Source organism: Streptomyces sp. NPDC048185 (assembly GCF_043202495.1).
In the GTDB taxonomy this organism is placed as follows: Bacteria; Actinomycetota; Actinomycetes; order Streptomycetales; family Streptomycetaceae; genus Streptomyces.
Window position 1 is genome coordinate 32629 of the sequence record NZ_JBIDAN010000001.1, and the last position, 23836, is coordinate 56464.

General features: G+C 73.3%; 26 protein-coding genes. 12 read left to right on the top strand and 14 right to left on the bottom strand.

All coding sequences use genetic code 11. The features are described from left to right. Nucleotides 1-282, bottom strand: coding sequence for a GlsB/YeaQ/YmgE family stress response membrane protein (locus tag ACGF3H_RS00170; protein WP_362493786.1), 282 nt, complete (start codon nt 280-282; stop codon nt 1-3). Nucleotides 283-542: 260 nt separating this feature from the next. On the opposite strand from ACGF3H_RS00170, the gene ACGF3H_RS00175 reads away from it, so the two are divergent. After that, the gene (locus ACGF3H_RS00175; protein WP_362493788.1) at nt 543-941 is read left to right on the top strand and encodes a DUF3099 domain-containing protein; all 399 of its coding nucleotides are present in this window, start codon (nt 543-545) and stop codon (nt 939-941) included. Nucleotides 942-1175: 234 nt separating this feature from the next. Then, nucleotides 1176-1397, top strand: a complete 222-nt coding sequence (locus tag ACGF3H_RS00180; protein WP_362493791.1) for a hypothetical protein — start codon at nt 1176-1178, stop codon at nt 1395-1397. Between the two features lie 36 nt (nt 1398-1433). On the opposite strand, the gene ACGF3H_RS00185 is transcribed toward ACGF3H_RS00180, so the two are convergent. The 3 genes from ACGF3H_RS00185 to ACGF3H_RS00195 are packed head-to-tail and all read right to left on the bottom strand — an operon-like array spanning nt 1434 to nt 5488. After that, nucleotides 1434-2861: a mannitol dehydrogenase family protein gene (locus ACGF3H_RS00185; protein ID WP_362493793.1), complete on the bottom strand. Its 1428-nt coding sequence runs from the start codon at nt 2859-2861 to the stop codon at nt 1434-1436. Further along, nucleotides 2858-4066: a D-mannonate dehydratase ManD gene (gene manD / locus ACGF3H_RS00190; protein ID WP_362493796.1), complete on the bottom strand. Its 1209-nt coding sequence runs from the start codon at nt 4064-4066 to the stop codon at nt 2858-2860. Before manD ends, ACGF3H_RS00185 begins: the two co-directional genes overlap by 4 nt. Nucleotides 4067-4096: 30 nt before the next feature. Then, nucleotides 4097-5488, bottom strand: a complete 1392-nt coding sequence (locus ACGF3H_RS00195) for an MFS transporter (protein WP_362493799.1) — start codon at nt 5486-5488, stop codon at nt 4097-4099. A gap of 148 nt (nt 5489-5636) precedes the next feature. Between ACGF3H_RS00195 and ACGF3H_RS00200 the strand changes: the two genes are divergently transcribed. Next, the gene (locus tag ACGF3H_RS00200) at nt 5637-6383 is read left to right on the top strand and encodes a GntR family transcriptional regulator (protein WP_362493801.1); all 747 of its coding nucleotides are present in this window, start codon (nt 5637-5639) and stop codon (nt 6381-6383) included. Between the two features lie 257 nt (nt 6384-6640). Here the strand turns inward: ACGF3H_RS00200 and moaA are convergent, their stop codons facing one another. From moaA to ACGF3H_RS00215, 3 genes are all read right to left on the bottom strand, one after another. Then, nucleotides 6641-7630 (bottom strand): GTP 3',8-cyclase MoaA, encoded by a 990-nt coding sequence (gene moaA / locus ACGF3H_RS00205; protein WP_362494015.1) that lies wholly within the window; start codon nt 7628-7630, stop codon nt 6641-6643. A gap of 156 nt (nt 7631-7786) precedes the next feature. Next, entirely contained in the window at nt 7787-9421 is a 1635-nt protein-coding gene (locus ACGF3H_RS00210) for a cation acetate symporter (RefSeq protein WP_362493804.1), read from the bottom strand. Then, on the bottom strand, nt 9418-9792 hold the full coding sequence (locus ACGF3H_RS00215; RefSeq protein WP_362493807.1) for a DUF485 domain-containing protein: 375 nt from the start codon (nt 9790-9792) through the stop codon (nt 9418-9420). Before ACGF3H_RS00215 ends, ACGF3H_RS00210 begins: the two co-directional genes overlap by 4 nt. A gap of 438 nt (nt 9793-10230) precedes the next feature. On the opposite strand from ACGF3H_RS00215, the gene ACGF3H_RS00220 reads away from it, so the two are divergent. From ACGF3H_RS00220 to ACGF3H_RS00255, 8 genes are all read left to right on the top strand, one after another. Beyond that, on the top strand, nt 10231-11742 hold the full coding sequence (locus ACGF3H_RS00220) for a S8 family serine peptidase (RefSeq protein WP_362493809.1): 1512 nt from the start codon (nt 10231-10233) through the stop codon (nt 11740-11742). A gap of 55 nt (nt 11743-11797) precedes the next feature. Continuing rightward, the gene (locus ACGF3H_RS00225; RefSeq protein WP_362493811.1) at nt 11798-13180 is read left to right on the top strand and encodes a CoA transferase; all 1383 of its coding nucleotides are present in this window, start codon (nt 11798-11800) and stop codon (nt 13178-13180) included. 61 nt (nt 13181-13241) lie between these two features. After that, a complete protein-coding gene (locus ACGF3H_RS00230; RefSeq protein ID WP_362493813.1) occupies nt 13242-14249 on the top strand; it encodes a CopD family protein in 1008 nt (335 codons plus the stop codon). 223 nt (nt 14250-14472) lie between these two features. Then, nucleotides 14473-15459 carry a DEDDh family exonuclease gene (locus ACGF3H_RS00235; protein WP_362493814.1) on the top strand — a complete coding sequence of 329 codons (987 nt, stop codon included), beginning with the start codon at nt 14473-14475 and terminating at the stop codon, nt 15457-15459. Between the two features lie 89 nt (nt 15460-15548). Beyond that, the gene (locus tag ACGF3H_RS00240) at nt 15549-15782 is read left to right on the top strand and encodes a hypothetical protein (protein WP_079160512.1); all 234 of its coding nucleotides are present in this window, start codon (nt 15549-15551) and stop codon (nt 15780-15782) included. Between the two features lie 67 nt (nt 15783-15849). Next, nucleotides 15850-16641, top strand: coding sequence for an SURF1 family protein (locus ACGF3H_RS00245; protein ID WP_362493817.1), 792 nt, complete (start codon nt 15850-15852; stop codon nt 16639-16641). Between the two features lie 74 nt (nt 16642-16715). After that, on the top strand, nt 16716-18500 hold the full coding sequence (locus tag ACGF3H_RS00250; RefSeq protein ID WP_362493820.1) for a glycoside hydrolase family 15 protein: 1785 nt from the start codon (nt 16716-16718) through the stop codon (nt 18498-18500). A 5-nt stretch (nt 18501-18505) separates the two neighbouring features. Next, a complete protein-coding gene (locus ACGF3H_RS00255) occupies nt 18506-19261 on the top strand; it encodes an SDR family oxidoreductase (protein WP_362493821.1) in 756 nt (251 codons plus the stop codon). An 83-nt stretch (nt 19262-19344) separates the two neighbouring features. Here ACGF3H_RS00255 and amaP read toward each other — a convergent pair whose 3' ends face one another. From amaP to ACGF3H_RS00280, 5 genes are read right to left on the bottom strand one after another with little or no spacing between them, the layout of a single operon-like run. Continuing rightward, on the bottom strand, nt 19345-19932 hold the full coding sequence (gene amaP, locus ACGF3H_RS00260) for an alkaline shock response membrane anchor protein AmaP (RefSeq protein WP_362493824.1): 588 nt from the start codon (nt 19930-19932) through the stop codon (nt 19345-19347). Beyond that, the gene (locus ACGF3H_RS00265) at nt 19929-20579 is read right to left on the bottom strand and encodes a DUF6286 domain-containing protein (protein WP_362493825.1); all 651 of its coding nucleotides are present in this window, start codon (nt 20577-20579) and stop codon (nt 19929-19931) included. The genes amaP and ACGF3H_RS00265 overlap by 4 nt, the downstream gene beginning before the upstream one ends. Continuing rightward, the gene (locus ACGF3H_RS00270; RefSeq protein ID WP_362493827.1) at nt 20576-20959 is read right to left on the bottom strand and encodes a hypothetical protein; all 384 of its coding nucleotides are present in this window, start codon (nt 20957-20959) and stop codon (nt 20576-20578) included. The genes ACGF3H_RS00265 and ACGF3H_RS00270 overlap by 4 nt, the downstream gene beginning before the upstream one ends. Beyond that, on the bottom strand, nt 20956-21141 hold the full coding sequence (locus ACGF3H_RS00275) for a hypothetical protein (protein WP_362493831.1): 186 nt from the start codon (nt 21139-21141) through the stop codon (nt 20956-20958). The genes ACGF3H_RS00270 and ACGF3H_RS00275 overlap by 4 nt, the downstream gene beginning before the upstream one ends. A 29-nt stretch (nt 21142-21170) precedes the next feature. Further along, nucleotides 21171-21632, bottom strand: a complete 462-nt coding sequence (locus ACGF3H_RS00280) for an Asp23/Gls24 family envelope stress response protein (RefSeq protein ID WP_362493834.1) — start codon at nt 21630-21632, stop codon at nt 21171-21173. Nucleotides 21633-21717: 85 nt separating this feature from the next. Here ACGF3H_RS00280 and ACGF3H_RS00285 point away from each other — a divergent pair, with 85 nt between their 5' ends. Further along, on the top strand, nt 21718-22461 hold the full coding sequence (locus tag ACGF3H_RS00285; protein ID WP_362493837.1) for a nucleopolyhedrovirus P10 family protein: 744 nt from the start codon (nt 21718-21720) through the stop codon (nt 22459-22461). Between the two features lie 82 nt (nt 22462-22543). Here the strand turns inward: ACGF3H_RS00285 and ACGF3H_RS00290 are convergent, their stop codons facing one another. Both ACGF3H_RS00290 and ACGF3H_RS00295 read right to left on the bottom strand, forming a co-directional pair. After that, nucleotides 22544-23347, bottom strand: coding sequence for an enoyl-CoA hydratase/isomerase family protein (locus ACGF3H_RS00290; protein ID WP_362493840.1), 804 nt, complete (start codon nt 23345-23347; stop codon nt 22544-22546). Nucleotides 23348-23509: 162 nt separating this feature from the next. Continuing rightward, nucleotides 23510-23731 (bottom strand): helix-turn-helix domain-containing protein, encoded by a 222-nt coding sequence (locus tag ACGF3H_RS00295; protein WP_018567695.1) that lies wholly within the window; start codon nt 23729-23731, stop codon nt 23510-23512. Nucleotides 23732-23836: the final 105 nt, after the last annotated feature.

Below are 23836 nucleotides of genomic sequence, written 5' to 3' on the forward strand. Positions count from 1 at the left end.
TCAGGCGCGTTCCCGTCGCCTGTTGCCCCGCACCGCCATATAGGCGGCGTCGCCGACGGCGACGATGATGATCGCGGCCACCAGCTGGAACAGGTGACGCCACCAGTCGATGCCGGAGGTGGCCTCGACGCCGACCGCACGCGCGACGGCGTTGCCGGCGATGGCGCCGAGCATGCCGAAGATGGTGGTCAGCCACAGGGGGCTGTGCTGCTTCCCCGGAATGATCGCCTTGGCGATCAGACCGAGCACGAATCCGACGATGATCGCCCACAACCAGCCCATGGCTGCCTCCCTCGTACGGCTCTAGGTGAGCATTGCCGCCAGTCTTCGGGCGTACCGCGAACGGCGCATGCCGGGTACGGCCGAACGGGGCTTCCGCCTACGTGGCGCGGCGCACGCCGGGCGCCCCGGCCCGGGGCGACCCGGTCTCGTCCGAGGCCTGGACGCGGCGTAACGTGGAGTCGTCCGAGACCGGGGTCCCCGAGCGGCCGCGGACGGAAGCGGGGCGGGGAAAGACCGATGCGGGCGGTTGGTGGAACGTGATGCGGAAGCTGGGCGGCGGACAGAACACAGAGGTCTTTCGGATCACCGGGGCCCGTACGGGTCTCCAGGAGGACGTGCGCGGGCGGCAGCGCCGCTATGTCATCTCGATGTCGGTCCGCACGGTTTCGGTCATCCTCGCGGCCTGCCTGTGGAACGTGGAACGGCACGTCTCGATCGTGGCGCTGGTCCTCGGCGCGGTGCTGCCCTACATCGCGGTCGTGATCGCGAACGCGGGACGGGAGAACGCGCCGTCGCTGCCGTCGACGTTCGTGACGGTGCCCGCCCCGCCGATGATCACGGCCTCGCGGGCCGAGGACGGCCGCGCGGAATCCGTCCCGGAGGACGCGGAGCCGGGTCCGGCGCCGGGCCACGCGGGTGAGCCGCACGGCACGTCGTGACCGCCGGGGAGGCGGTGATCGCGCGCCCGGGCACCGCCCGGGGCGGGCGTCGATTCCGCGCCAGGCTCAAGAAAGGCTCAGATCAATCATGTTGTTCCGGTGCCGGGTGGCGGGTGACCCGTGACATACTTCGTACGCGCTCCGCATCCCCCGTCGGAGCGACGGACCGACGCCGGGCAGCTCCCCCCGTGGCTGCTCGGCGTCGCCTTTTTCCGTGAGTTGTGAGACGAACCTGTGAGTGACGAACCGACCCCGATCTGCTCCGCCAAGGGCTGCCGCGAGGCCGCCGTGTGGGTGCTGGCGTGGAACAACCCGAAGGTCCACACCCCGGAGCGCCGCAAGACGTGGCTCGCCTGCGAGGAGCACCGGGAGCACCTGTCCCAGTTCCTCGGGGTGCGGGGCTTCCTGAAGGACGTCGCCAGGTTCGAGGACTGGCAGGCCGCCGAGCGCTCCTGAGCCGCCCCGGCCGGGGGCTGCCCGGCGGGCCGTGGGTCAGTGGAGCAGTGCCGTCGGGCCGGCCGTGTCCAGGGCGGCGACGCGTTCCTCGACGGCGGTCACGAAGGGGGTGTCCTCGGCGAGGTCCGGGGCGCCGAGGAGGGCGAGCAGTTCTCGTACCGCTCCCCCGCGTCCGGTCGTGCGCCACACCGCGTGGATGCGGTCGGCCGCCGGATCGTCGAGCCGCTGGTCGCGCGTGTGGCGGACCCAGCCGGCGAGGGCGCCGGTGAGGACGGGCGCGGGCAGGCCGGCGGAGCGCAGCGCGCGCAGCGGGGGGAGCCAGCGCTCGGTCACCTTCAGGGAGCCGTCGGTGGCGATCTGCCGCAGGAGGTGCCGCATCGCGGGGTTGCCGAAGCGCGCGACCAGGCTGTCGACGTAGCCCTCGACGTCCAGGTCGCCGGGCAGGGTGCGGGCGACCTCCGCCGCGTAGGCGCGGAGCACCGGCTCGCCCCAGGGGGCGGTGACGGCGTCCGCGACGGTCTCGCGGCCGTCCGCGAGGCCGAGGCAGCTCAGGAGCGTGTGGCTGCCGTTGAGCAGGCGCAGCTTCATCACCTGGTACGGGGCGACGTCCGGCACGAAGCGTGCGCCGGTGTCCTCCCAGCGGGGCCGCTGTGCGGCGAAGGTGTCCTGGAGGACCCACTGGGTGAACGGCTCGCCGGCCACCGCGCCTTCGTCGCGCACGCCGAGCACCGCGCTCGCCGCGTCACGGTCGGCGTCGGTGGCCGCGGGCACGATGCGGTCGACGACCGTGGACGGGAAGGCGACCTGGTCGGCGATCCACTCCAGGAGCAGGTCGGTGTCCGGCCAGCCGGTCGCCTGCACGTAGTCGCGTACCAGGCGGGCGACCACTTTGCCGTTGTCGGCCATGTTGTCGCAGCACACCACCGAGAGCGGTGCCCGCGAGGTGGCCCGTCTGGCCCGCAGGCCGTGTGCCAGCTGCCCGACCACGGTGACCGGCTCGGGCCCGCCCGCCAGATCGGCGGCGACCGGCGCCGCGCGGAGGTCGAGGCCGCCGTCGGCCGCGCGCCAGTAGCCCTTCTCGGTGACGGTGGAGGTCACCACGCTCACCTCGGGAGAGGCGAGCAGCTCACGCAGGCGGGCCGCGTCGTCGGCGGCGTGGCGCACCTCGGCGAGCTGCCCGACCACTCGGGTGCGCGGGCCCTCGGGGGTGCGCAGGGTCAGCGAGTAGAGGCCGTCCTGCGGGCGCAGTGCCTCCAGCACGGAGCGTGAGCGCTGGGAGAAGCCCGCGATGCCCCAGCCGCCGCCGTGCAGGGCCTCGGCCTGCTCCGTGTGGACGGCCTGGTGGGCCCGGTGGAAGGCGCCGAGGCCGAGGTGGACGATCCGGGTGCGCAGGGCGCGGGGATCGGCCAGTGGTCCGGTGCCGGCGGGCAGCGAGGCGAGTGCGGTGCGATCGAGCCTGGTCACCAGTCGTGCACCGACCCGTCCGCGCGCCGGCCCACCGGGAGGTACTTGGGGTCGTACGGGAAGCGGGCCGCGGCCTCCTCGTCGAGCTCCACGCCGAGCCCGGGGGCCTCGGAGGGGTGCAGCGCGCCGTCGCGGAGCTCGTAGGTGGGCCGGAACACCTCGTGGGTGACCGGGGCGTGTTCCATGTACTCCTGGATCCCGAAGTTGGGCACCGTCACGTCCAGGTGGACGGCGGCGGACATGGAGACCGGCGACAGGTCGGTGGCTCCGTGCGAGCCGGTGCGGACCTGGTACAGCTCGGCCAGGTTGAAGATGCGCCGCAGGTGGGTGATGCCTCCCGCGTGGGCGACGGAGCAGCGGATGTAGTCGATCAGCCGCTCGGTGATGAGCTGCTGGCAGTCCCAGATGGAGTTGAACACCTCGCCGACCGCGATCGGGGTGGTCGTCGACTGCCTGATCTGCCGGAAGTTCTCCTGGAGCTCGGCCGGGGAAGGGTCCTCCATCCAGAACAGGCGGACGTCCTCCAGCCGCCGGCCCAGGCGTCCGGCCTCCGTGGGGGTGAGGCGGTGGTGGACGTCGTGCAGCAGGTGGAAGCCGAAGCCGAACTTCTCCCGGATCCCGGTGAGGTAGCGGGGCGCGAAGTCCAGGTACTTCTCGGTGTCCCAGAGCTGCTCCTCGGGCAGGGCGGCTGCCGCGGGCTCGTAGATGCTGCCCTTGCGGACACCGTACGTTCCCGCCACGCCGGGCACCGCGGTCTGCGCGCGGACCGCCCGGTAGCCCAGGTCGAGGAACCGGGCGACGTCGTCCATCAGTTCGTCCGCCGTGGCACCGCTCGCGTGGCCGTACACCAGGGCGCCCTCGCGTGCCCTGCCGCCCAGCAGGTCGTAGACGGGCATGCCCGCGACCTTGCCCTTGATGTCCCACAGGGCGATGTCGACGGCGGAGATCGCCGTCATGGTGACGGGGCCGCGGCGCCAGTAGGCACCCTTGTAGAGGTACTGCCACATGTCCTCGATGCGGTCGGCGTCGCGGCCGATCAGCAGCGGGACGAGGTGGTCCTTCAGGTAGGAGGCGACGGCGAGTTCACGGCCGTTGAGGGTGGCGTCGCCGAGGCCGGTGACCCCGTCGGAGGTGGTGAGCCTGAGGGTGACGAAGTTGCGGCCCGGCGAGGTCACGATGACCTTCGCGTCGGTGATGGTGGCCAAAGGAGCAGCCCTTCTGGGGAGCAGAGTGGATCAGTGGCCGGCGGGGGAGCCGGCGTGCACGGTGGTGTCGGCCGTCTCGGCGGAGTGCCCGGCGGGGCCCCAGTCGGCGTACTCGACGCCGTTGCGCCTGGCGGGTGCCGTCTCCGGCATGAACCGGAGCAGGGACACGACGGAGACCAGGATCAGCGCCGAGACGTAGACGGCGACCCAGGTGAACGAGCCGTCGCCGGCGAGCAGCAGGGCCGCGGCGACCACGGTGAAGGGGCCGGAGGCGATCATGGAGCCGAACTGCCAGACCACGGAGACACCGCTGTAGCGGGCGCGGGCCGGGAACAGCTCGGGGAAGTACGAGGCCTGCGGGGCGTAGGTGCCGGCGTGTCCGAGGGCGAGACCGGCGATCAGCAGCGCCACGATCACTGCCGTGTCGCCGGTCTCTATCGCCTTGAAGGCCGGGACGACCAGGACCAGGTTGAGCAGCGCGGCGGCCAGGTAGACCGGGCGGCGGCCGACCTTGTCGGTGAGGCGCCCGAGCAGCGGGAGGGTGACCAGCTCGCAGACGATGGCGATCATCACGGCGTTGAGGATCACGCTGTCCTCGACGCCGTGCTCCTTGCCGTAGCTGACCAGGAAGACGGTGTAGAACGGGAAGACCGCGGCCTCGACGAACTTGGCGAACAGGCCGCCGAACAGTTCGCGCTTGTGCTCGCGGGCGAGCAGTTTCAGCGGGGAGGTCCGGTGGGCCTGGGTCTCCTTGGCGGCCTTGAAGGTCTCCGACTCGTTGATCTTCAGGCGCACGACGAGGCCGAAGACGACCACCAGCGCGCTCAGCAGGAACGGGATGCGCCAGCCCCAGGAGAGGAAGGCCTCCTCGGAGAGGGTCGCGGTCAGCAGGGCGAACAGGCCGGTCGGGATCAGGTAGGCGGCCGGCGAGCCGAGCTGCACGAAGCTGGCGAGGAAGCCGCGCCGGTGCGGCGGTGCGGCCTCCGCGGTGAGCAGGATGGCGCCGCCCTGCTCACCGCCGACGCCGAAGCCCTGGATCAGCCGGACCAGGACCAGGATGACCGCGGCCCAGATGCCGATCTGGTTGTAGGTGGGCATCAGGCCGACGAGGAAGGTGCCGATGCCGGTCAGCAGCAGCGTGAAGATGAGCGCCTTCTTGCGGCCCACGCGGTCGCCGATGTGCCCCCAGACCAGGCCGCCGAGCGGTCGGGCGAAGAAGCCGACCGCATAGGTCGAGAACGAGGCCAGGGTGCCCACGGTGGGATCGACCTCGGGGAAGAAGATCTTGTTGAAGACCAGCGCCGAGGCGGTGCCGTAGATGAAGAAGTCGTAGTACTCGGCGATCGTGCCGATCACGGAGGCCGTGACGGTCCGTCGCAGCTCCCTCGGAGGTGTCTGTGCCGGGCTGTGGGTGTCGCGCATCTGCCTGCCTCCTTGCAGGGGGTCACCGGGCCGTACAGGGGGCTTCCGTGCCGGAGCGGCACGGAGGACGCCATGGGCCGTGCGACCTCGTGGTTCGTCGGCTACCATACAAGTACGTCAGACATCGTCAAGGCTTCGGAGGGCACCGATGACCCCGTCAGGACTGCACGCGGCGCGGGCACGGGGCGGGAACGCCCGGCAACTGGTGCACGAGCTGCTGCGCGCCAGGATCGTGGGGCTCGAGCTCCAGCCCGGCACACCGCTGTCGGAGAACGAGCTGGCGGCGGAGCTGGGCGTCAGCCGCACCCCGGTCCGCGAGAGTCTCATCCTGCTCGCCGAGGAGGGCCTGGTCGACGTCTATCCGCAGCTTGGGACATTTGTCTCACGGCTGCGGGAACAGGACATCGCGTCTGCCCAGTTCGTCCGTGAGGCACTGGAGCTGGCGGCGTTGCGGGACGGTGTGGAGCGGGCCGATCAGCGGGACGTCCTGGAGCTGAGGGCGCTGCTCGCCGCGCAGACGGACGCCGAGCGGCGCGGCGATCCCGAGACGTTCTTCCGGCTGGACGAGGAGTTCCACGCCCGGCTGATGGCGGCGGCCGGGCATCCCGAGGCGTGGTCCCTGGTGCACCACGCCAAGGCGCACCTGGACCGGGCACGCCGCCTCACCCTGCCCCTGGAGGACCAGCTCGCCCTCCTCGTGCGGCAGCACACGGATGTCGTGGACGCGGTGGAGCGGCGGGACGCGCGGGGCGCCGCCGAGGCGCTGCGCGGGCATCTGCGGCAGGTTTTCGCCGACGTCGAGACGGTACGGGCGCGGCACCCGCAGCTGTTCGGCGAGGCGGACGCGCCGCCCCGGCCCAGGCGGGAGCCGCGCAGGCGGACCGCGCAGAGCTGACGGCGCGCGGCCGGGCAGGGGCGGGCCGGGCCCGGTCGCCGGGGTCGTCGCCGAGCAAGCGCGGGCCCGGTCGCCGGGGTCGTCGCCGGGCAAGAGCGGGCCCGGTCGCCGGGGTCGTCGCCGGGCAAGGGCGGGCCCGGTCGCCGGGGTCGTCGACGGGCAGGCCTCGTGCGCGCCGAGGCCGCACGCACCGCGTCCGGTCGCCGGCGTCGGCCGGACGCCGGCGGTGGCCTGCGGCGTGGTCCGGGCTGCGCCCGCTAGCCGCCGATCGCCGACATCGGCCGGTCGGGCTGGACGAACGACGGGTCGTCCAGGCCCGCGCCCGCCTTCTTGCCCCACATCGCCAGCCGCCAGATGCGGGCGATCTCCTCGTCCGGGGCGCCGGAGCGCAGGGCGGCGCGCAGGTCGGTCTCCTCGGTGGCGAACAGGCAGGTGCGCACCTGTCCGTCGGCGGTCAGGCGGGTGCGGTCGCAGGCCGAGCAGAACGGGCGGGTGACGGAGGCGATGACACCGACGCGGTGCGGGCCGCCGTCCACGAGCCAGCGCTCGGCGGGGGCCGAGCCGCGCTCCTCGGAGCCCTCGGCGGTCAGCTCGAAGCGGGTGCGCAGGGAGGCGAGGATGTCACCGGCGGTGACCATGCCCTCGCGCTTCCAGCCGTGCTGGGCGTCCAGGGGCATCTGCTCGATGAAGCGCAGCTCGTAATCGTGCTCGACGGCCCAGGACAGCAGGTCGGGGGCCTCGTCGTCGTTGAGGCCGGGCATCAGGACCGAGTTCACCTTCACCGGGGTCAGGCCGGCCTCGCGGGCGGCCGCCAGGCCCTCCAGGACGTCCTTGTGGCGGTCCCGGCGGGTGAGGGTCTTGAAGACGTCCGGGCGCAGCGTGTCCAGCGAGACGTTCACCCGGTCCAGGCCCGCGGCCTTCAGGGCCTCCGCCGTGCGCCTGAGGCCGATGCCGTTGGTGGTGAGGGACATCTGGGGGCGCGGTCCGAGGGCGGCGACGCGCTCGACGATGCCGACGAGGCCGGGCCGCAGCAGCGGCTCGCCGCCGGTGAAGCGCACCTCCTCGATGCCGAGGGAGGTGACCGCGATGTCGATGAGGCGGACGATCTCGTCGTCCGTGAGCAGGTCGGGTTTGGCCAGCCACTGCAGGCCCTCTTCCGGCATGCAGTACGTGCAGCGCAGGTTGCAGCGGTCGGTCAGCGAGACCCTCAGGTCGGTGGCCACTCGGCCGTAGGTGTCGATGAGCACGTGGGCCCCCTCCTCGACGCGGATCGGCGGAGCGCTTCTCTCCTCCGACACCTGCGAGCCTACGTGACCACGCCGACAACGACAGCGGCCCGATCCCTACGACGTGCGGCGCGGCCCCGTCGTAGGGATCTACGACGGGGCCGCGGCGGGGTGGGATCAGTGGGCGCCCGTGCCGGTCAGCGACCGGACCTCGAGCTCCGCGTACTTCGCCTTGTCGGGCTCCTCCTTGGACAGGACCGTGCCGAGCCAGCCCATGAGGAAGCCGAACGGGATGGAGATGATGCCCGGGTTCTTCAGCGGGAACCAGGCGAAGTCGACGTCCGGGAACATCGCCTTCGGGTCGCCGGAGACGACGGGCGAGAAGAGCACCAGGCCGACGGCGACGATCAGACCGCCGTAGATCGACCACAGGGCGCCCTGGGTGGTGAACCGCTTCCAGAACAGGCTGTAGAGGATCGTCGGCAGGTTGGCGGAGGCCGCGACCGCGAAGGCCAGGGCGACCAGACCGGCCACGTTCAGGTCGCGGGCCAGGGCACCGAGCGCGATGGAGACGATGCCGATGAAGACGGTCGCCCAGCGGGCCGCCCGCATCTCCTCCTTCTCGGTCGCCCGCCCCTTGCGGATGACGTTGGCGTAGATGTCGTGCGCGAAGGACGAGGACGAGGCGAGGGTGAGGCCCGCGACCACGGCGAGGATCGTCGCGAAGGCCACCGCCGAGATCGTGGCCAGCAGGATCGCGCCCCAGGCCGAGTCGACGCCGCCCACGTGCAGCGCGAGCAGTGGCGCGGCCGTGTTGCCGGACGGGTTGGACGCGATGATCTCGTCCTTGCCGATGAGCGCCGCCGCGCCGAAGCCGAGGGCGATGGTCATCAGGTAGAAGGCGCCGATGATGCCGATCGCCCAGTTCACGGACTTACGGGCGGCCTTGGCGTTGGGCACGGTGTAGAAGCGGATCAGGATGTGCGGCAGGCCCGCGGTGCCGAGCACCAGGGCGATGCCCAGGGAGATGAAGTCGAGCTTGGTGGTACCGGTAGCGCCGTACTGCAGGCCGGGCTCCAGGAAGGCGGAGCCCGCGCCGCTGTTCTCGGCGGCCTTGCCGAGCAGGTCGGAGATGTTGAAGTCGAACTTCAGCAGCACCAGGAAGGTGATCAGGATGGTGCCGCCGATCAGCAGCACCGCCTTGACCATCTGGACCCAGGTGGTGCCCTTCATGCCGCCGATGGTGACGTAGACGATCATCAGGACGCCGACGAGGGCGACGATGAGGATCTTGCCCGCGTCGGAGGTGATGCCGAGCAGCAGGGAGACGAGGACGCCCGCGCCGGCCATCTGGGCCAGCAGGTAGAAGATCGACACGACGATCGTGGAGGTACCGGCGGCGGTGCGCACGGGGCGCTGGCGCATGCGGTACGCGAGGACGTCGCCCATCGTGTAGCGGCCGGAGTTCCTGAGCGGTTCGGCGACCAGGAGCAGGGCGACCAGCCAGGCGACCAGGAAGCCGATGGAGTACAGGAAGCCGTCGTAGCCGAAGAGGGCGATGGCGCCGGCGATGCCGAGGAAGGACGCGGCCGACATGTAGTCGCCGGAGACGGCGAGGCCGTTCTGGAAGGCGCTGAAGGACCGGCCGCCCGCGTAGAAGTCGGCCGCGTCCTTGGTCTGGCGGCCGGCCCAGACGGTGATGAAGAGGGTCGCGACGACGAAGACGGAGAAGAGCGTGATGATCAGCGGCCGGTGCTCGCTCGCCTCGTTGGCGGCCAGCTCGGCGGCGAAGACGGTCTGTGCGGGGCTCATGCGCCGCCCTCCATCCGGGACTTGATGGCCTCGGCCTTGGGGTCGAGCTTCGCGGCGGCGTGCCGCGAGTACCACCAGGCGATGAGGAACGTGGTGACGAACTGGGCGAGGCCGAAGACGAACGCGACGTTGATGTTGCCGAACAGCTTGGTGCCCATGAAGCCGCCGGCGTAGTTCGACAGCAGCACGTAGAGCAGGTACCAGGCGACGAAGGCGATCGTCAGCGGGAAGGCGAAGGAGCGGAAGGAGCGGCGCAGTTCGGCGAACTCCGCACTCTGCTGCACCTCGGAGAACTCCTCGGCGGAGGGGAGTCGGTGTTCCTCTTGCGAGGCGGGCTCCTCTTTCGAGGGGGGCGGTGCGTCGGTGGCCACGGAGTCTCCTCGTACGACGGACATGACGGCTTGTACCTCGGTGTTCTCGCGGGGGCCTGATGGTGCTCGGGCTCCCTGTCCAACGACACGGCGCCTCGCGGGGCCCGGTTCAACACCCGCGGCACTTTCCCAAGTCACTTGTGGAAGGTCATTGCTGGCCAGCGACTTCGGGGGATAGCTTCGCCCTGCACCACTGGGTCATGAACCTGCCCGAGCACCACCTGTGTCCCGGGCCGGTCCGTTTTCCGGATGAAGTGGAGACCCCATGATTCATCTGCGTTCCAGACGTCGGCTCTCTCCCGCCGTACCGGTCGTGCTGTCGCTGACCGCGTCGCCCGGCCTCCCGCCGGGGGCCGCGGGGCCGGGGACGCGCTGCGCGCGGTGAAGCGTCCCGCTCCGCTCGTCCCTCCCCTCTCTCATGAACTGGAGACCTCGCTCATGACAGCGCCTCACTCCCGTCACCGCCGCGCCGTCGCGATCCCGGCCGGTATGGCCCTGGCCACGGCCCTCGCCTTCCTGCCCAACATCCAGGCCTCCGCGGCCGAGGCCGCCCCGGCCGCCGCCGCGTCCTCGCTCAGCTACGTCGTCAACGTGCAGCCCGGGCACGGGCCTTCGGCGCAGGTGAAGCGGGCGATAGCCAAGGCCGGCGGCACGATCGTGACGTCGTACGACCGGATCGGCGTGGTCGTCGTCCACTCGGCGAACCCGGACTTCGCGAAGACCGTGCGCAGGGCGCACGGCGTGCAGTCGGCCGGTGCCACGCGCACCGCGCCGCTGCCCTCGGCGGCGACGACCGACGTCGGCGCGCCGAAGGTGCTCACCGCGCGGGAGGCTGCCGCCGCGCAGTCCGCCGCGGGCCAGGACCCGCTGGAGTCCCTCCAGTGGGACCTGCCCGCCATCAAGGCGGACAAGGCGCACGAGAAGTCGCTGGGCAGCAGCAAGGTGACCGTCGCCGTCATCGACACCGGCGTCGACGACACGCACCCGGACATCGCGCCGAACTTCGACCGGCAGGCGTCGGTCAACTGCGTGGCGGGCAAGCCGGACACCACCGACGGCGCCTGGCGGCCGAGCGCGGCGGAGAGCCCGCACGGCACGCACGTGGCCGGGGAGATCGCCGCCGCCAAGAACGGCGTCGGCATGACCGGCGTGGCGCCGGGCGTGAAGGTCGCGGGCATCAAGGTGTCCAACCCGGACGGCTTCTTCTACACGGAGGCCGTGGTCTGCGGCTTCATGTGGGCGGCCGAGCACGGCGTCGACGTGACCAACAACAGCTACTACACCGACCCTTGGTACTTCAACTGCAAGAACGACCCGGACCAGAAGGCGCTCGTCGAGGCCGTCTCGCGGGCCTCGCGGTACGCGGAGAAGAAGGGCGCGGTCAACGTCGCCGCGGCCGGCAACGAGAACTACGACCTCGCGTCCGACGAGATCCTCGACCCGTCCTCCCCCAACGACACCACGCCCGGTGACCGGGTGGTGGACCCGTCGGAGTGCTACGACATCCCGACCCAGCTGCCGGGTGTGGTCACGGTCGCGGCGACCGGCGCGAAGGGTCTGAAGTCGTCCTTCTCCAACTACGGCCGGGGCATCATCGACATCGCCGCGCCCGGCGGCGACTCGACCGCCTACCAGACCCCGGCGCCCCCGGCGACCAGCGGCCTGATCCTGGGCACGCTGCCCGGCGGCACGTGGGGCTACATGGCCGGTACGTCGATGGCGTCGCCGCACGTCGCCGGTGTAGCCGCGCTGATCAAGTCGACGCACCCGCACGCCTCCCCGGCCATGGTCAAGGCGCTGCTGTACGCGGAGGCCGACGCCACGCCGTGCACCAAGCCGTACGACATCGACGGCGACGGCAAGGCCGACGCGGTGTGCGAGGGGCCGAAGAACCGCAACGGCTTCTACGGCTGGGGCATGGCCGACGCGCTGGACGCGGTGACCCGCTAGCCGGGATGCCGGACCGGCGTACACGTTGATCCGGTCCATACTGCATGGTGCAGTCATGACTGATTTCGCGTACGCCTGGTCCGCCCTGGGCGGTGACACCGCCCTTCTTCGGGGCGTGACGACGACCGTGCGGGAGGGTGCCCTGGTGGGGCGCCTTCCCGTGCGGGAGTCAGCCCGGATCTGCGTCGGCGTGTGCGCGCTGGCCGCCGCCGAACTGGCGGCGCGGCGCGAAGGACTCACGCGCGTGCCCGGCGTGCGCGTGGACGACGGAGCCGTCGCCACCGCGTTCACCAGTGAGCGCCGTCTGCGCATCGCCGGCCGCGAACCGGTGTCCTTCGCACCGCTGTCCCGGTTCTGGCGCACCGCCGACGGATGGCTGCGGACGCACGCGAACTACCCCCATCACCGCGGGCGCCTGCTCTCCGCCCTGGACCTGCCGGACGACCCGGCGCTCGTCGCGGCGGCGCTCGGCGAACGGGCCGCCCTGGACGCCGAGGAGGCGGTGTACGCCGCCGGCGGCCTGGCGGTCGCACTGCGCACACCGGCCCAGTGGGCGGCACACGAGCAGGGAGCGGCGGTGGCCCGGCGTCCCCTGGTCGAGCGGGAGCGGCTGGACTCGGCCCCCGGGCGCGTGCTCGCGCCCGCCCCGGCGGGTGTCGCCTCGCCCGTCGCCGGACTGCGCGTCCTGGACCTGACCCGGGTCATCGCGGGCCCGGTCGCCACCCGCACGCTCGCGCTGCTCGGGGCGGACGTCCTGCGCGTGGACCCGCCCGGACTGCCCGAACTGGCCGACCAGCACGCCGACACGGGCTTCGGGAAGCGGTCGGCGACGCTGGACCTGGCGTCCGGCCGGGCGGCGTTCGAGGACCTGCTGGCCGGGGCGGACGTCGTCGTCACGGGGTACCGGCCGGGTGCCCTGGACCGGTTCGGGCTCTCCCCCCGGGCCCTGGCCGAGCGCCGGCCGGGACTGGTCGTGGCCCAGCTGTCGGCCTGGGGCGTCGACGGCCCGTGGGCCGGGCGGCGCGGCTTCGACAGCCTGGTGCAGGCGGCCACCGGCATCGCCGCCGTCGAGGGGTCCGCGGAACGCCCCGGGGCCCTGCCCGCGCAGGCCCTCGACCACGGCACCGGCCATCTGCTGGCGGCCGCCGTACTGCGGTCGCTGACCGACCAGACGCGGGAGGGCGGCAGCCGCCTCGTGCGGCTGTCCCTGGCTCGGACCGCGGGATGGCTCCTGGACGGATTCCGCCCGGACGGCACGGGAGGGACGCGGGGCGAGCACGCCGGGGCGTACGGAGGGCCTGAGCCCTGGCTCACCGAGCGGGACAGCCCGCTCGGGCGGCTGCGGTACGCCCTGCCGCCGGTGTCCTACGCCGGCGGTCCGGCCGACTGGGCCCGTCCGCCGGGTCCTTGGGGCGCCGACGCCGCGGCGTGGCTGTGACGTCCTGCCGGTCCCTCCCCCGAACTTGCCCGGTTCTGGGCGAGTTGGTGAAGATCTCGGGGTGACCTCGACAAGACCCCCGTCCCGGCCCACCGACAGCGGGCGGCACGCGCGGCCCTCCGGCGCCGGCCGGGCCGCGGCCGTCCTCGTGCTGGTGGCGCTGGGCGCGCTGATACCCGTGCTCGGCCCGTCCCCCGCCCTGCACGGCACCGGGGAGGCCGAAGCGCCCGGCACCGGCGGCATCGCCCTGCTGCGCACGGTGCTGTTCGCGGCGCTGAGCATCCCGGCCGGTGAGCTGTTCGTGAACCGGCTGACCCGGCGCCTGCCCGGCGCTCCCCCGGACCGGCCCCGCAGCTGGTCCCCCCGTGCGAACGCCGTCGCGTTCGTCGCCGCGCTGGGGCTCGCGTCGGTCGTGGCCACCGGCAACCTGGTGCCGGGCGGCATCGCCGAGATCGACGTCGGCGGCCTCTACGAGTCCCGCGACGGCAAGCTCGCGCTCCTCGAGGTCAACGCGTTCCTCGTCGCGGGCCTGTGCGCCGTCTCGGGCCGGCCGGGCACCCAGGTCTGGCCGCTGGCCGCCGTGGTCGTCGCGGAGGCCCTGCGCGCCCACCCCACCACCGAGTACAGCCCCCTGACCGGCTCCGCCCTGACCCTGGTGCACCTGACGTGCGCGTCGCTGTGGGTGGGCGGTCTGCTGTACGCGCTGCGCGTCCTGCGGGTGTGGCGGGGCGCCGCGGCGGGCGCGGCCCTGCTGGGCCTCTACGCGCGCGTGGCGGCCGTTCTGCTCGCCGCCATCACGGCGACGGGGGCGTGCAGTTCGCTGCGCCGGATGCCGGCGGGCACGATCCTGCACCAGCTGACCGACACCGCGTACGGGAGGGTGCTGCTCGCCAAGGTGGTCCTGGTGGTGGCCGTCGCCGTCCTCGCCCTGTGGGCCCGGGTGCGGCTGGGCCGCGCCGCCGACCCGCTGTCCGCCTGCTCCCCCGCGGCCGGTGAGGTCGTCGCCCTGGGTCTGGCGGTCGCCGTGTCCGGGCTGCTGACGGCGCTTCCGGTGCCGATCCGCTGGTGAGACCCGGCCGGCCGGACCCTCGGCGCGCGTGGGTTCCGTCACACGCGGGAGTCCGCGGCCCGGGCCGCCGGGACACCCGGACCACGCTCCGCGGGCGGCGGGGCGGCCGAGGCCGCGGCAACCCGCTCCCGGGCGGCCGGACTTGACGCGGCACCGGTGAGCCGGGCCCGACGGGGCACCTGCGGGACGGGACTGTCGGTCCCGGCCCGTATCCTCATGGACCATGCTCGAAGACCGCACGACCGCAGCGTCGTCCGCCACCGCGTGGCCGGCCGCGTATCCGCAGGGGTACGCGGTCGTCGACGTGGAGACCACCGGCCTGGCCCGCCACGACCGCATCATCTCGGCGGCCGTCTACCGGCTGGACGCGCGCGGAGAGGTCGAGGACCACTGGTACACCCTGGTCAATCCGGAGCGGGACCCGGGACCGGTGTGGATACACGGACTGACGAGCGAGATGCTCCAGGGGGCGCCCCTGTTCCGGGACGTCGCCCAGGAGTTCGCGGCCCGGCTCGACGGGCGGGTGCTCGTCGCGCACAACGCCGTCTTCGACTGGCAGATGATCGCCCGGGAGTACGCGCGCGCGGAGGGTGCCGCCCCGGTGCGCCAACGGCTGTGCACCATCGCGCTCTCCAAGGAGCTGGGGCTGCCGCTGCCCAATCACAAGCTGGAGTCGCTGGCCGCGCACTTCGGCGTCGTGCAGCAGCGGGCGCACCACGCGCTCGACGACGCGCGCGTGCTGGCGGAGGCGTTCCGGCCGTCCCTGCGGGCCGCGGCGGCGGGCGGTCTGCGGCTGCCGCTGCACGAGTGCCTGCCGCTGACGGAGTGGTCGGACCGGCCCACGCCCCGCATCGGGCAGCAGGCGGGCTACGGCGGGACCCGGCAGAGCAGTTGGCGCCCCTCCCGCAAAAGGCCCGCATGCCCCTATCCCAACCCGGGACGGTACGAAGAGGGCAAACGTCTCAAGCAGGGCATGCGGGTCGCCTTCTCGGGTGACACCTCGGTCGAGCGGGACCTGCTGGAGGACCGCGCGACCGAGGCCGGGCTGCACGTCGCCGGCAGCCTGTCCCGGCTGACCAGCCTGCTGGTCACCAACGACCCCGACTCGGGGACGTCCAAGGTGGTCAAGGCCCGGCAGTACGGCACGCCGGTGGTGGACGAGGCGGCCTTCGGACAGCTGCTGCGGGACGTCGAGCCGGCGGACGGCTGAGCCGGGCGAGCCGTACGGACGGGTGATTGCCGGGCGACTCGCCCGGCGCCCGCTCGCCCGTGCCGCGGCGACGGCTCACCCTGTGGCGCATGGCGACATGCGAAGTCTGCGGCAACAACTACGGAATGACCTTCGAGATCCACGCGCAGGGGGCGGTGCACGTCTTCGACTGCTTCTCCTGCGCGATCCACCGGATGGCCCCCATCTGCGAGCACTGCCGGGTGCAGATCATCGGCCAGGGCGTCGAGGTCGAGGGCCACTGGTACTGCGGCGCCCACTGCGCCCGCGCCGAGGGGAGGGCGGGCATCGTCGACAAGGTCTGACTCCGGACCGGGCACGCAAGCCGTACCCGCCGCACCGCACCCCGCGACCGAGTTGTACCGTCGTGGGGTGTACCGCTTCCTGTTGTCCCGCCAGTGGGTGATCCTCACGCTGGTGGCCCTGCTGCTCATCCCGACGATGATCAAGCTGGGCTTCTGGCAGATGCACCGCTACGAGGAGCGCACCGCCCGGAACGACCTGGTCGCCGACGCGCTGGGCGCGGAGCCGGTGCCCGTGGAGTCGCTCACCGCTCCCGGCAAGAGGATCACCACGCACGAGCGGTACCGCACCGTGACCGCGAAGGGCCGCTTCGACACGGATCACGAGGTCGTCGTCCGCCGGCGCACGAACGCCCAGGACAAGATCGGCTATCACGTGCTGACCCCGTTCGTCCTCGACGACGGCAAGGTCCTGCTCGTCAACCGGGGCTGGATCCCCGCGGACGGCCCCAGCCAGACCGAGTACCCCGAGGTCCCCGCACCGCCCCGGGGGGAGATCACCGTCACCGGCCGGATGATGCCGGACGAGACGACCGCCGCGAGCGGCATCAAGGACCTCGAGGGCCTCCCGGACCGGCAGATCATGCTCATCGACAGCGAGCAGGAGGCCGCCCGCCTGAACGCGCGGGTGCTGGGCGGGTACATCGTCCTCACGGCGCCCGAGGCGAAGGACGGCACCCCCGAGCCGATCGGCAAGCCGGGCAACGAGGACGCCGCCCTGAACTACGCGTACGCGATCCAGTGGTGGCTGTTCTCCGCGGCCGTCCCGGTGGGCTGGTGGATCCTCGTCCGCCGCGAGAAGCGCGACCGGGAGTCCCCCGAGGACGTGGAGACCGCGGAGGCCGAACCCGCCGCCGTGTAGCGGCACGCCCGCGGGGCGTGCGGCCGCCGGTCCGGAGCCGATTGCTCCGCCACCGGCCGGGAAGACGGACCCCCGTGCACCCCCGCATCGAGGACTACGCGCTCATCGGCGACCAGCAGACCGCGGCCCTGGTCTCCACGGACGGCTCCGTGGACTGGCTGTGCCTGCCCCGCTTCGACTCCGCCGCCTGCTTCGCCAAGCTGCTCGGCGACGAGGACAACGGCCACTGGCGCGTCGCCTCCGTGGGCGCCGGCCACTGCACCCGGCGCGCCTACCGCCCCGACACCCTCGTGCTGGACACGGAGTGGGAGACGGACGACGGCGCCGTCCGGGTCACCGACTTCATGCCCCAGCGCGACCGCGCCCCCGACCTGGTGCGGATCGTGGAGGGCCTGCGCGGCGAGGTCACCGTGCACAGCGAGCTGCGGCTGCGCTTCGACTACGGCTCGATCGTGCCGTGGCTGCGCAGGACCGACGGTCACCGGGTGGCCGTCGCCGGACCGGACTCCGCGTGGCTGCGCAGCGAGCCGGAGGTGCGCGGCTGGGGCGAGGACTTCGGGACCCACGCGGAGTTCACGGTCGCCGCGGGCGAGAAGGTCGCGTTCGTCCTCACCTGGCACCCCTCGCACGAGCCGCGCCCGCCGCTGATCGACCCGTACGAGTCGCTGCGGCACAGCGTCGAGGACTGGCGTGCCTGGGCCGCCCACTGCCGATACGACGGTCCGCACCGGGACGCCGTGGTGCGCTCCCTGATCACGCTGAAGGCACTCACCTACCGGCCGACCGGCGGCATCGTGGCCGCCGCCACCACCTCGCTGCCCGAGGAACCGGGCGGCGTCCGCAACTGGGACTACCGCTTCTGCTGGCTGCGCGACTCCACGCTCACCCTGGGCGCCCTGCTGTCGGCGGGCTATCTGGAGGAGGCCGAGGCGTGGCGCGACTGGCTGCTGCGCGCGGTCGCGGGCAACCCGGCCGACCTGCAGATCATGTACGGCGTGGCGGGCGAGCGGCGGCTGCCCGAGTCCGAACTGCCGTGGCTGTCCGGCTTCGCCGGGTCGGCGCCGGTGCGGATCGGCAACGGCGCCGTGGACCAGCTCCAGCTGGACGTGTACGGCGAGGTCATGGACTCCCTGTCGTTGGCCCGGCTGGCGGGCATGCACCCGAAGCCGCAGATGTGGGAGCTCCAGTGCGCCCTGATGGACTTCCTGACCACGGTGTGGCGGCAGCCCGACGAGGGGCTGTGGGAGGTGCGCGGCGGGCGCCGGCAGTTCGTGCACTCGAAGGTCATGGCCTGGGTGGCCGCCGACCGGGCGGTGCGCACCCTGGAGGCCCACCCGGAGCTGAGCGGCGACCTGGACGGCTGGCGCACGCTGCGCGCGGAGGTGCACCGGGAGGTGTGCGAGAGGGGCTACGACCCGGACCGCAACACCTTCACCCAGTCCTACGGTTCGACGGAGCTGGACGCCGCGCTGCTCCTCATCCCCCGGGTGGGCTTCCTGCCCGCGGACGATCCGCGCGTCGTCGGCACGGTCGACGCGATCGGGAAGGAGCTGACCCGGGACGGCCTGGTGCGCCGCTACAGCACCGAGGGCCCGCCCGTGGACGGCCTGCCGGGTGGCGAGGGCACGTTCCTGGTGTGCTCGTTCTGGTACGCGGACGCGCTGCACGCGACCGGCCGGACCGAGGAGGCCCGGGAGCTGTTCGAGCGGCTGGTGGGGCTCGCCAACGACGTGGGGCTGCTGGCCGAGGAGTACGACCCGGTGGCGGGCCGCCAGCTCGGGAACTTCCCGCAGGCGTTCAGCCACATCGGCCTGGTGAACACCGCCCTCGCGCTGTTCGGCGAGGAGGAGGCAGGATAGAGGCCATGGATCTTGGACTGAAGGACCGGGTGTACGTCGTCACCGGAGGCACCCGCGGCCTGGGCAACGCCGCCGCGCGCGAGCTGGTCGCCGACGGCGCGAAGGTGGTGGTCACGGGGCGCGACGACAAGAGCGTCGCGGAGGCCGCGGACGCGCTGGGGCCGGACGCGGTGGGCGTGGCCGCCGACAACGCCGACCCCGAGGCCGCCGCCCGCCTGGTCGCGGCCGCCCGTGAGCGTTTCGGGCGCTTCGACGGCGTCCTGATCAGTGTGGGCGGGCCGCCGCCGGGCTTCGTCGCCGACAACACCGACGAGCAGTGGCAGGCCGCGTTCGAGTCCGTGTTCCTCGGGGCGGTGCGGCTGGCCCGCACGGCGGCCGCCGAGCTGGACGACGGCGGCGTCATCGGCTTCGTGCTGTCGGGTTCCGTGCACGAGCCGATCCCGGGCCTGACCATCTCCAACGGCCTGCGGCCGGGGCTGGCGGGTTTCGCCAAGTCCCTCGCCGACGAGCTGGGCCCGCGCGGCATCCGCGTCGTCGGCCTGCTGCCGGGCCGCATCGACACCGACCGGGTGCGCGAGCTGGACGCCCTGTCCGCCGACCCGGAGGCGACCAGGGCCGCGGTCGAGTCCCGCATCCCGCTGCGCCGTTACGGCGGCCCGCAGGAGTTCGGCCGCGCGGCGGCTTTCCTGCTGTCGCCCGCGGCGTCGTACGTGACGGGCGTGATGCTGCCGGTGGACGGCGGAGGCCGCCACGGCTTCTAGAGCCGGCCGTCGCCCTCCCCCGCCCCTCCGTCCGGGCGGGGGAGGTTCGGCGGGTGGCCCGGGTCTCTGTTCCCGGGGCGGGGTCAGCTGACGCGTTCGGCGTGGTGCTTGACGCCGTGGAGGCGTACCTCCGCCGGGAGCGCCGCGAGGCCGGCCGAGTCGCGGGCGTGGGTGAGGGCGCGCGCGGTGAGGTCGTCCAGCGCGGTGCCGGGGTCGACGTGCGGGGCCAGCAGCAGCCGGATGCGGGCCCGCGGAGCGTCGCGCCGCCCGGTGAGCCGGACCCTGGCCCGCTCGACCCCGTCCACCCGGTCCGTCTCCTGAACGAGGACGCCCTCGAGGGCCCGGCCGCGCAGGGCCGCGCCCTCGCCGTCGCCGGTGTCGACGAGGACCTCCGAGAGCCGGCGGCGGCGCAGTACCGAGACCAGCCACCACAGGGCGAGCAGCAGCAGGACGGCGAGCGCGGCGATGACGACCGGCCACCACCAGCCGGAGTCCCGCCAGCGGGTCCGCTCGGCCTGGCTCAGCAGCACGTCGTGCGGCCCCTGGTGCACCCACCACGAGGGGGGCGACACGCCGTACGACACCGCGAGCACCGCGCCGCCCACGGCGATCAGCACCAGGCCCACGAGCCCCAGCAGTACCCGGTCGACGGTCCTGAGCACGGCTCTCACCCCTTCCGTCCCGGCCGCGTCACCCGGACCGACACGGCGGGCGGACGGGCCAGGCCCAGCCCCCGCACCGTGTCGTCGAGCACCCCGTCCAGATCGGCTCGTACGTCGTCCAGTTCCCTGAAGTGCGCGAGCGCGCGCACCTTGGCCTTCCCGCGGCGCATCTTCACGCGCGTCGACTGCACGCCGGCGACCTCCACGGCCCGGTCGCGCAGCACCGCCGCGGCGGCGTCCCGGTGCAGTCCCGCGCGTACGTCCGGACGGGTGCGCCGCATCGGCAGGACCCTGCGCAGGCCGGGCGTGACCGCCAGCACGAGCAGCCAGAGCCCGAGGGCGGCGGCGACGCCGGCCCCGACCCGCACCCACGTGTCGTCGAGGGGGCGCTCGGCGAGCTGCTGGGCCAGGTCCCGGCGCCAGCCGAGGGCGGAACGGCCGGCGCGGACGGCGACGACGTCGTAGAGGAAGGCGCCCGCGGCGATCAGGAGCAGCAGGGCGACGATGCCCGCGGGGACGCGGCGCGCCGACCAGAAGCGGCCCCGCGGCCCGCGCTCGTCCTCGGCCGGGGACGGCGGCGGGGGCCCGGTGTCGTCCGTCTTCTCCATGGCGGGCGGGCGCTCCGTGCTGCCCTCGGAGCCCAGGGGTTCGCTCATCGCGTCCTCCGCTGCCGCGCGCCGTACTCCGCCGCCAGGTGCAGCCGCTCCACCTGGACGCCGACCTCCGGCACCGCCATGCCGGCCAGCCCGCGCACCCGCTGGACGACTTGGTGACGCACCTGCCCGCAGCGGGCGCCGATGTCGCAGGGGTAGTCGAGTTCGACGTGGACGCGTACGCGCGCGATGTCGTGGTGGACGACGACGGTGGCGTGCGGGCGTTCCGCGTCCGGGTGGAGCGCACCGACCGCCTCCCGGGCCGCCTGGGCGGCGATCTTGGCGACGACCCGGTCGGCGATTCGCGTGGCCCCGCGCTGCCCCGCGGGAACCGGTGTCACGCCGTCACGGACCTCACCGGTCCCCTCGCTCACGGCGGTCACCGCCGCCGGTCGTCGCGGGTGCGGAACAGGTCGCCGAGGTCCATGTCACCCTCCAGGAGCCGGCCGACGACGAACCCGACGGCGCCCAGGGCCGCCACCAACACGAAGGCTCCGAACCCGCCGAAGTACCCGGCGAATCCCAACGCCATCCCGGCGATCATGCCGACCACCGCCATGCTCATGGTGCGCTCCCCTCAATCCGTCGTCACCGTCACCTGATCCGCGGCTCGGCCGGTTCCTCGTCCTCCTCGTCCGGCAGCTTCACGTCGCTCACGGCGATGTTGACCTCGACGACCTCGAGGCCGGTCATCCGCTCCACCGCCGCCACCACGTTCTCCCGCACGTCCCGGGCCACATCGCTGATCGACACGCCGTACTCGACGACGATCTCCAGATCGAGCGCGGTCTGCTTCTCACCGACCTCGGCCTTCACCCCGCGCGTCACCGACTTGGACCCGCCGGGCACCCGGTCCCGCACGGCGCCGAAGGTGCGGGCCATCCCGCTGCCCAGGGCGTGCACACCCGCGACGTCGCGTGCCGCCATTCCGGTGATCTTCTCCACGACGCCGTCGGCGATGGTGGTCCGGCCGCGGCTGCCGGGCTCGCCTCCTCCGCGCCGGACCGCCTGCGTCCTCGCGGTCTCCGGTGCGTCCTTCTCCGTCAAGTCGCTCATGTCCGCACATCCCTTCGGTCGTCCTTGTTTCCCACCGTAAGCACGGTGACGCGATCGCGCGCCGGGGATGCGGCAGGCTGAAGGAATGACAACGCCTGAGCGGTGGACGCGGACGGTACGGGAGCAGCTGGGGCTCGGCAGGCTGCTGCCCCTGGGCGGGCCGCGGGACGGCGCGTGGGTCGCCGAGCGCGCGGTGCGGGAAGCACTGCTGGCCGCGGTCCGGGACGTGCCGGGCGTACGGCCCGGACGCCTGCGCATCGCCCTCGCCGCCCCGCAGGAGACACGGGAACCGGTCGTACCGGCGCCGCCGAGCGCGCTGCCGCCCGGTCCGCTGCGGGTGACGGCCGACTTCGCCGCGTCGGCGGCCGAGCCGCTGCCGGCCGCGGCCGACCGGCTGCGCGCGGCGCTGGCCGAGGCGGCGACGCACCGGATCGGTCTGACGGTGACGGAGGTGGATCTGCGGGCGACGGATCTGCTCGACGCGGCGCAGGAGCCGGCCTCGGCTCCCGCACCGGGGCCGGGCACCGGGCCCGCCGACGGCGCGGTGGCCCGCGCGGAAGCGGACGACACGGACGAGGGCCGGGCCGCGGGGGCCGCGCTGGCGGTCCCCGGGGTGCGGGGGCTGTCCGGCACGCTGGGCCGTCCGGTGCACATCTCGGCGCCGGACGCCGGACGGGAGGCGGCCCTGCCGCGCCGCCACGTCCGGATCGAGCTGGCGGTCGACGCGGACCGGCCGGCCGTGGAGGTGGCCCGGCGCGTCCGTGCAGCGGTGACCGAGGCCCTGCCGGACCACCCCACGGTGGCGGTACTGGTGACGGCGATCGGCTGAACCCCGCACCGAAGCGACCCGGAGCGGACGGGGGCGGTACGGACAGTGCCGGGGCGACGAAGCCGGTGCGGCCGCCGGGGGGTCAGTCGCCGAGGCCGGCCAGGTCGCGCAGTCGGCGGCCCTGGGCGGCGCGCTCCGCGGCGCGCTGTGTCTCGTAGTCCCGGCTCTGGGCGCCCTGGAGCAGCGCCTTGGTCTCCACGACCGCGTCGCGCGGCGCGGACAGGACCGCGGAGACCAGGTCGTGCACGGCGCCGTCGAGCTGGTCCGCGGGCACGGCGAGGTTGGCGAGGCCGGTGTTCACGGCCTCCTCGGCCGTGACGAAGCGCCCGGTCGCGCAGATCTCCAGCGCGCGGGCGTACCCGACGAGGGACACCAGGGGATGCGTGCCCGTCAGGTCCGGCACGAGGCCGAGGCTGGTCTCGCGCATGGCGAACTGCACGTCGTCCGCGACGACCCGCAGGTCACAGGCGAGGGCCAGCTGGAAACCGGCCCCGATGGCGTGGCCCTGCACGGCGGCGACGGAGACGATGTCGCTGCGCCGCCACCAGGTGAACGCGTCCTGGTACTCGGCGATGGTCCCGTCCAGCTCGGCGTCCCCGCCCCGGGCGAGGTCGATGAACGACGGTTCGCCGTCGAAGCCCTCGGGCGTGAACGCCTGCCGGTCGAGGCCGGCCGAGAAGGACTTGCCCTCGGCCCGCAGCACGACGACCCGGACGGAGCCCGGCAGCAGCCGGCCCGCCTCGGTGAGCGCCCGCCACAGAGCGGGGCTCTGCGCGTTGCGCTTGGCCGGGTTGGTCAGCGTCACCGTGGCGATCGCGTCGTCGACGGTGAGCCGCACGCCGTCCTTGTCGAGTACGGGAGCGGGGTCGTGGGCGGGCGAAGCCATGGGGCGCCTCCGAAAGGTGCGGTCGTCGTCCCCGTCGCACGCCGGCCGGCACGCCGGTCGGTCACGACAGGGCTAAGTGACTGCACAGTAACCACCCGGACGGTCCGACGACCGACCGGGTGACCACCTTCACTTTCGGAGCCGAGGGGTCGCCCGGGAGGATCAGGCCGATGCGGCCTTCTTGCCCCGGGTCGCCCCGCCACGCCCTCGGAGCGTGACGCCCGACTCGCTGAGCATGCGGTGCACAAAGCCATACGAGCGGCCGGTTTCCTCGGCCAACGCCCGGATGCTCGCACCGGCGTCGTACTTCTTCTTCAGGTCTGCCGCGAGCTTGTCGCGCGCGGCGCCGGTCACCCGGCTGCCCTTCTTCAGAGTCTCGGCCACCCGTGCCTCCTCATGGGAAGTGCGCTCTGGTCTCCTCATGATCACCCCTCCTGGGCCTCATGGCCACCCATTCGGCAAGGTCGATGAGACGAGGTGGTGACGACA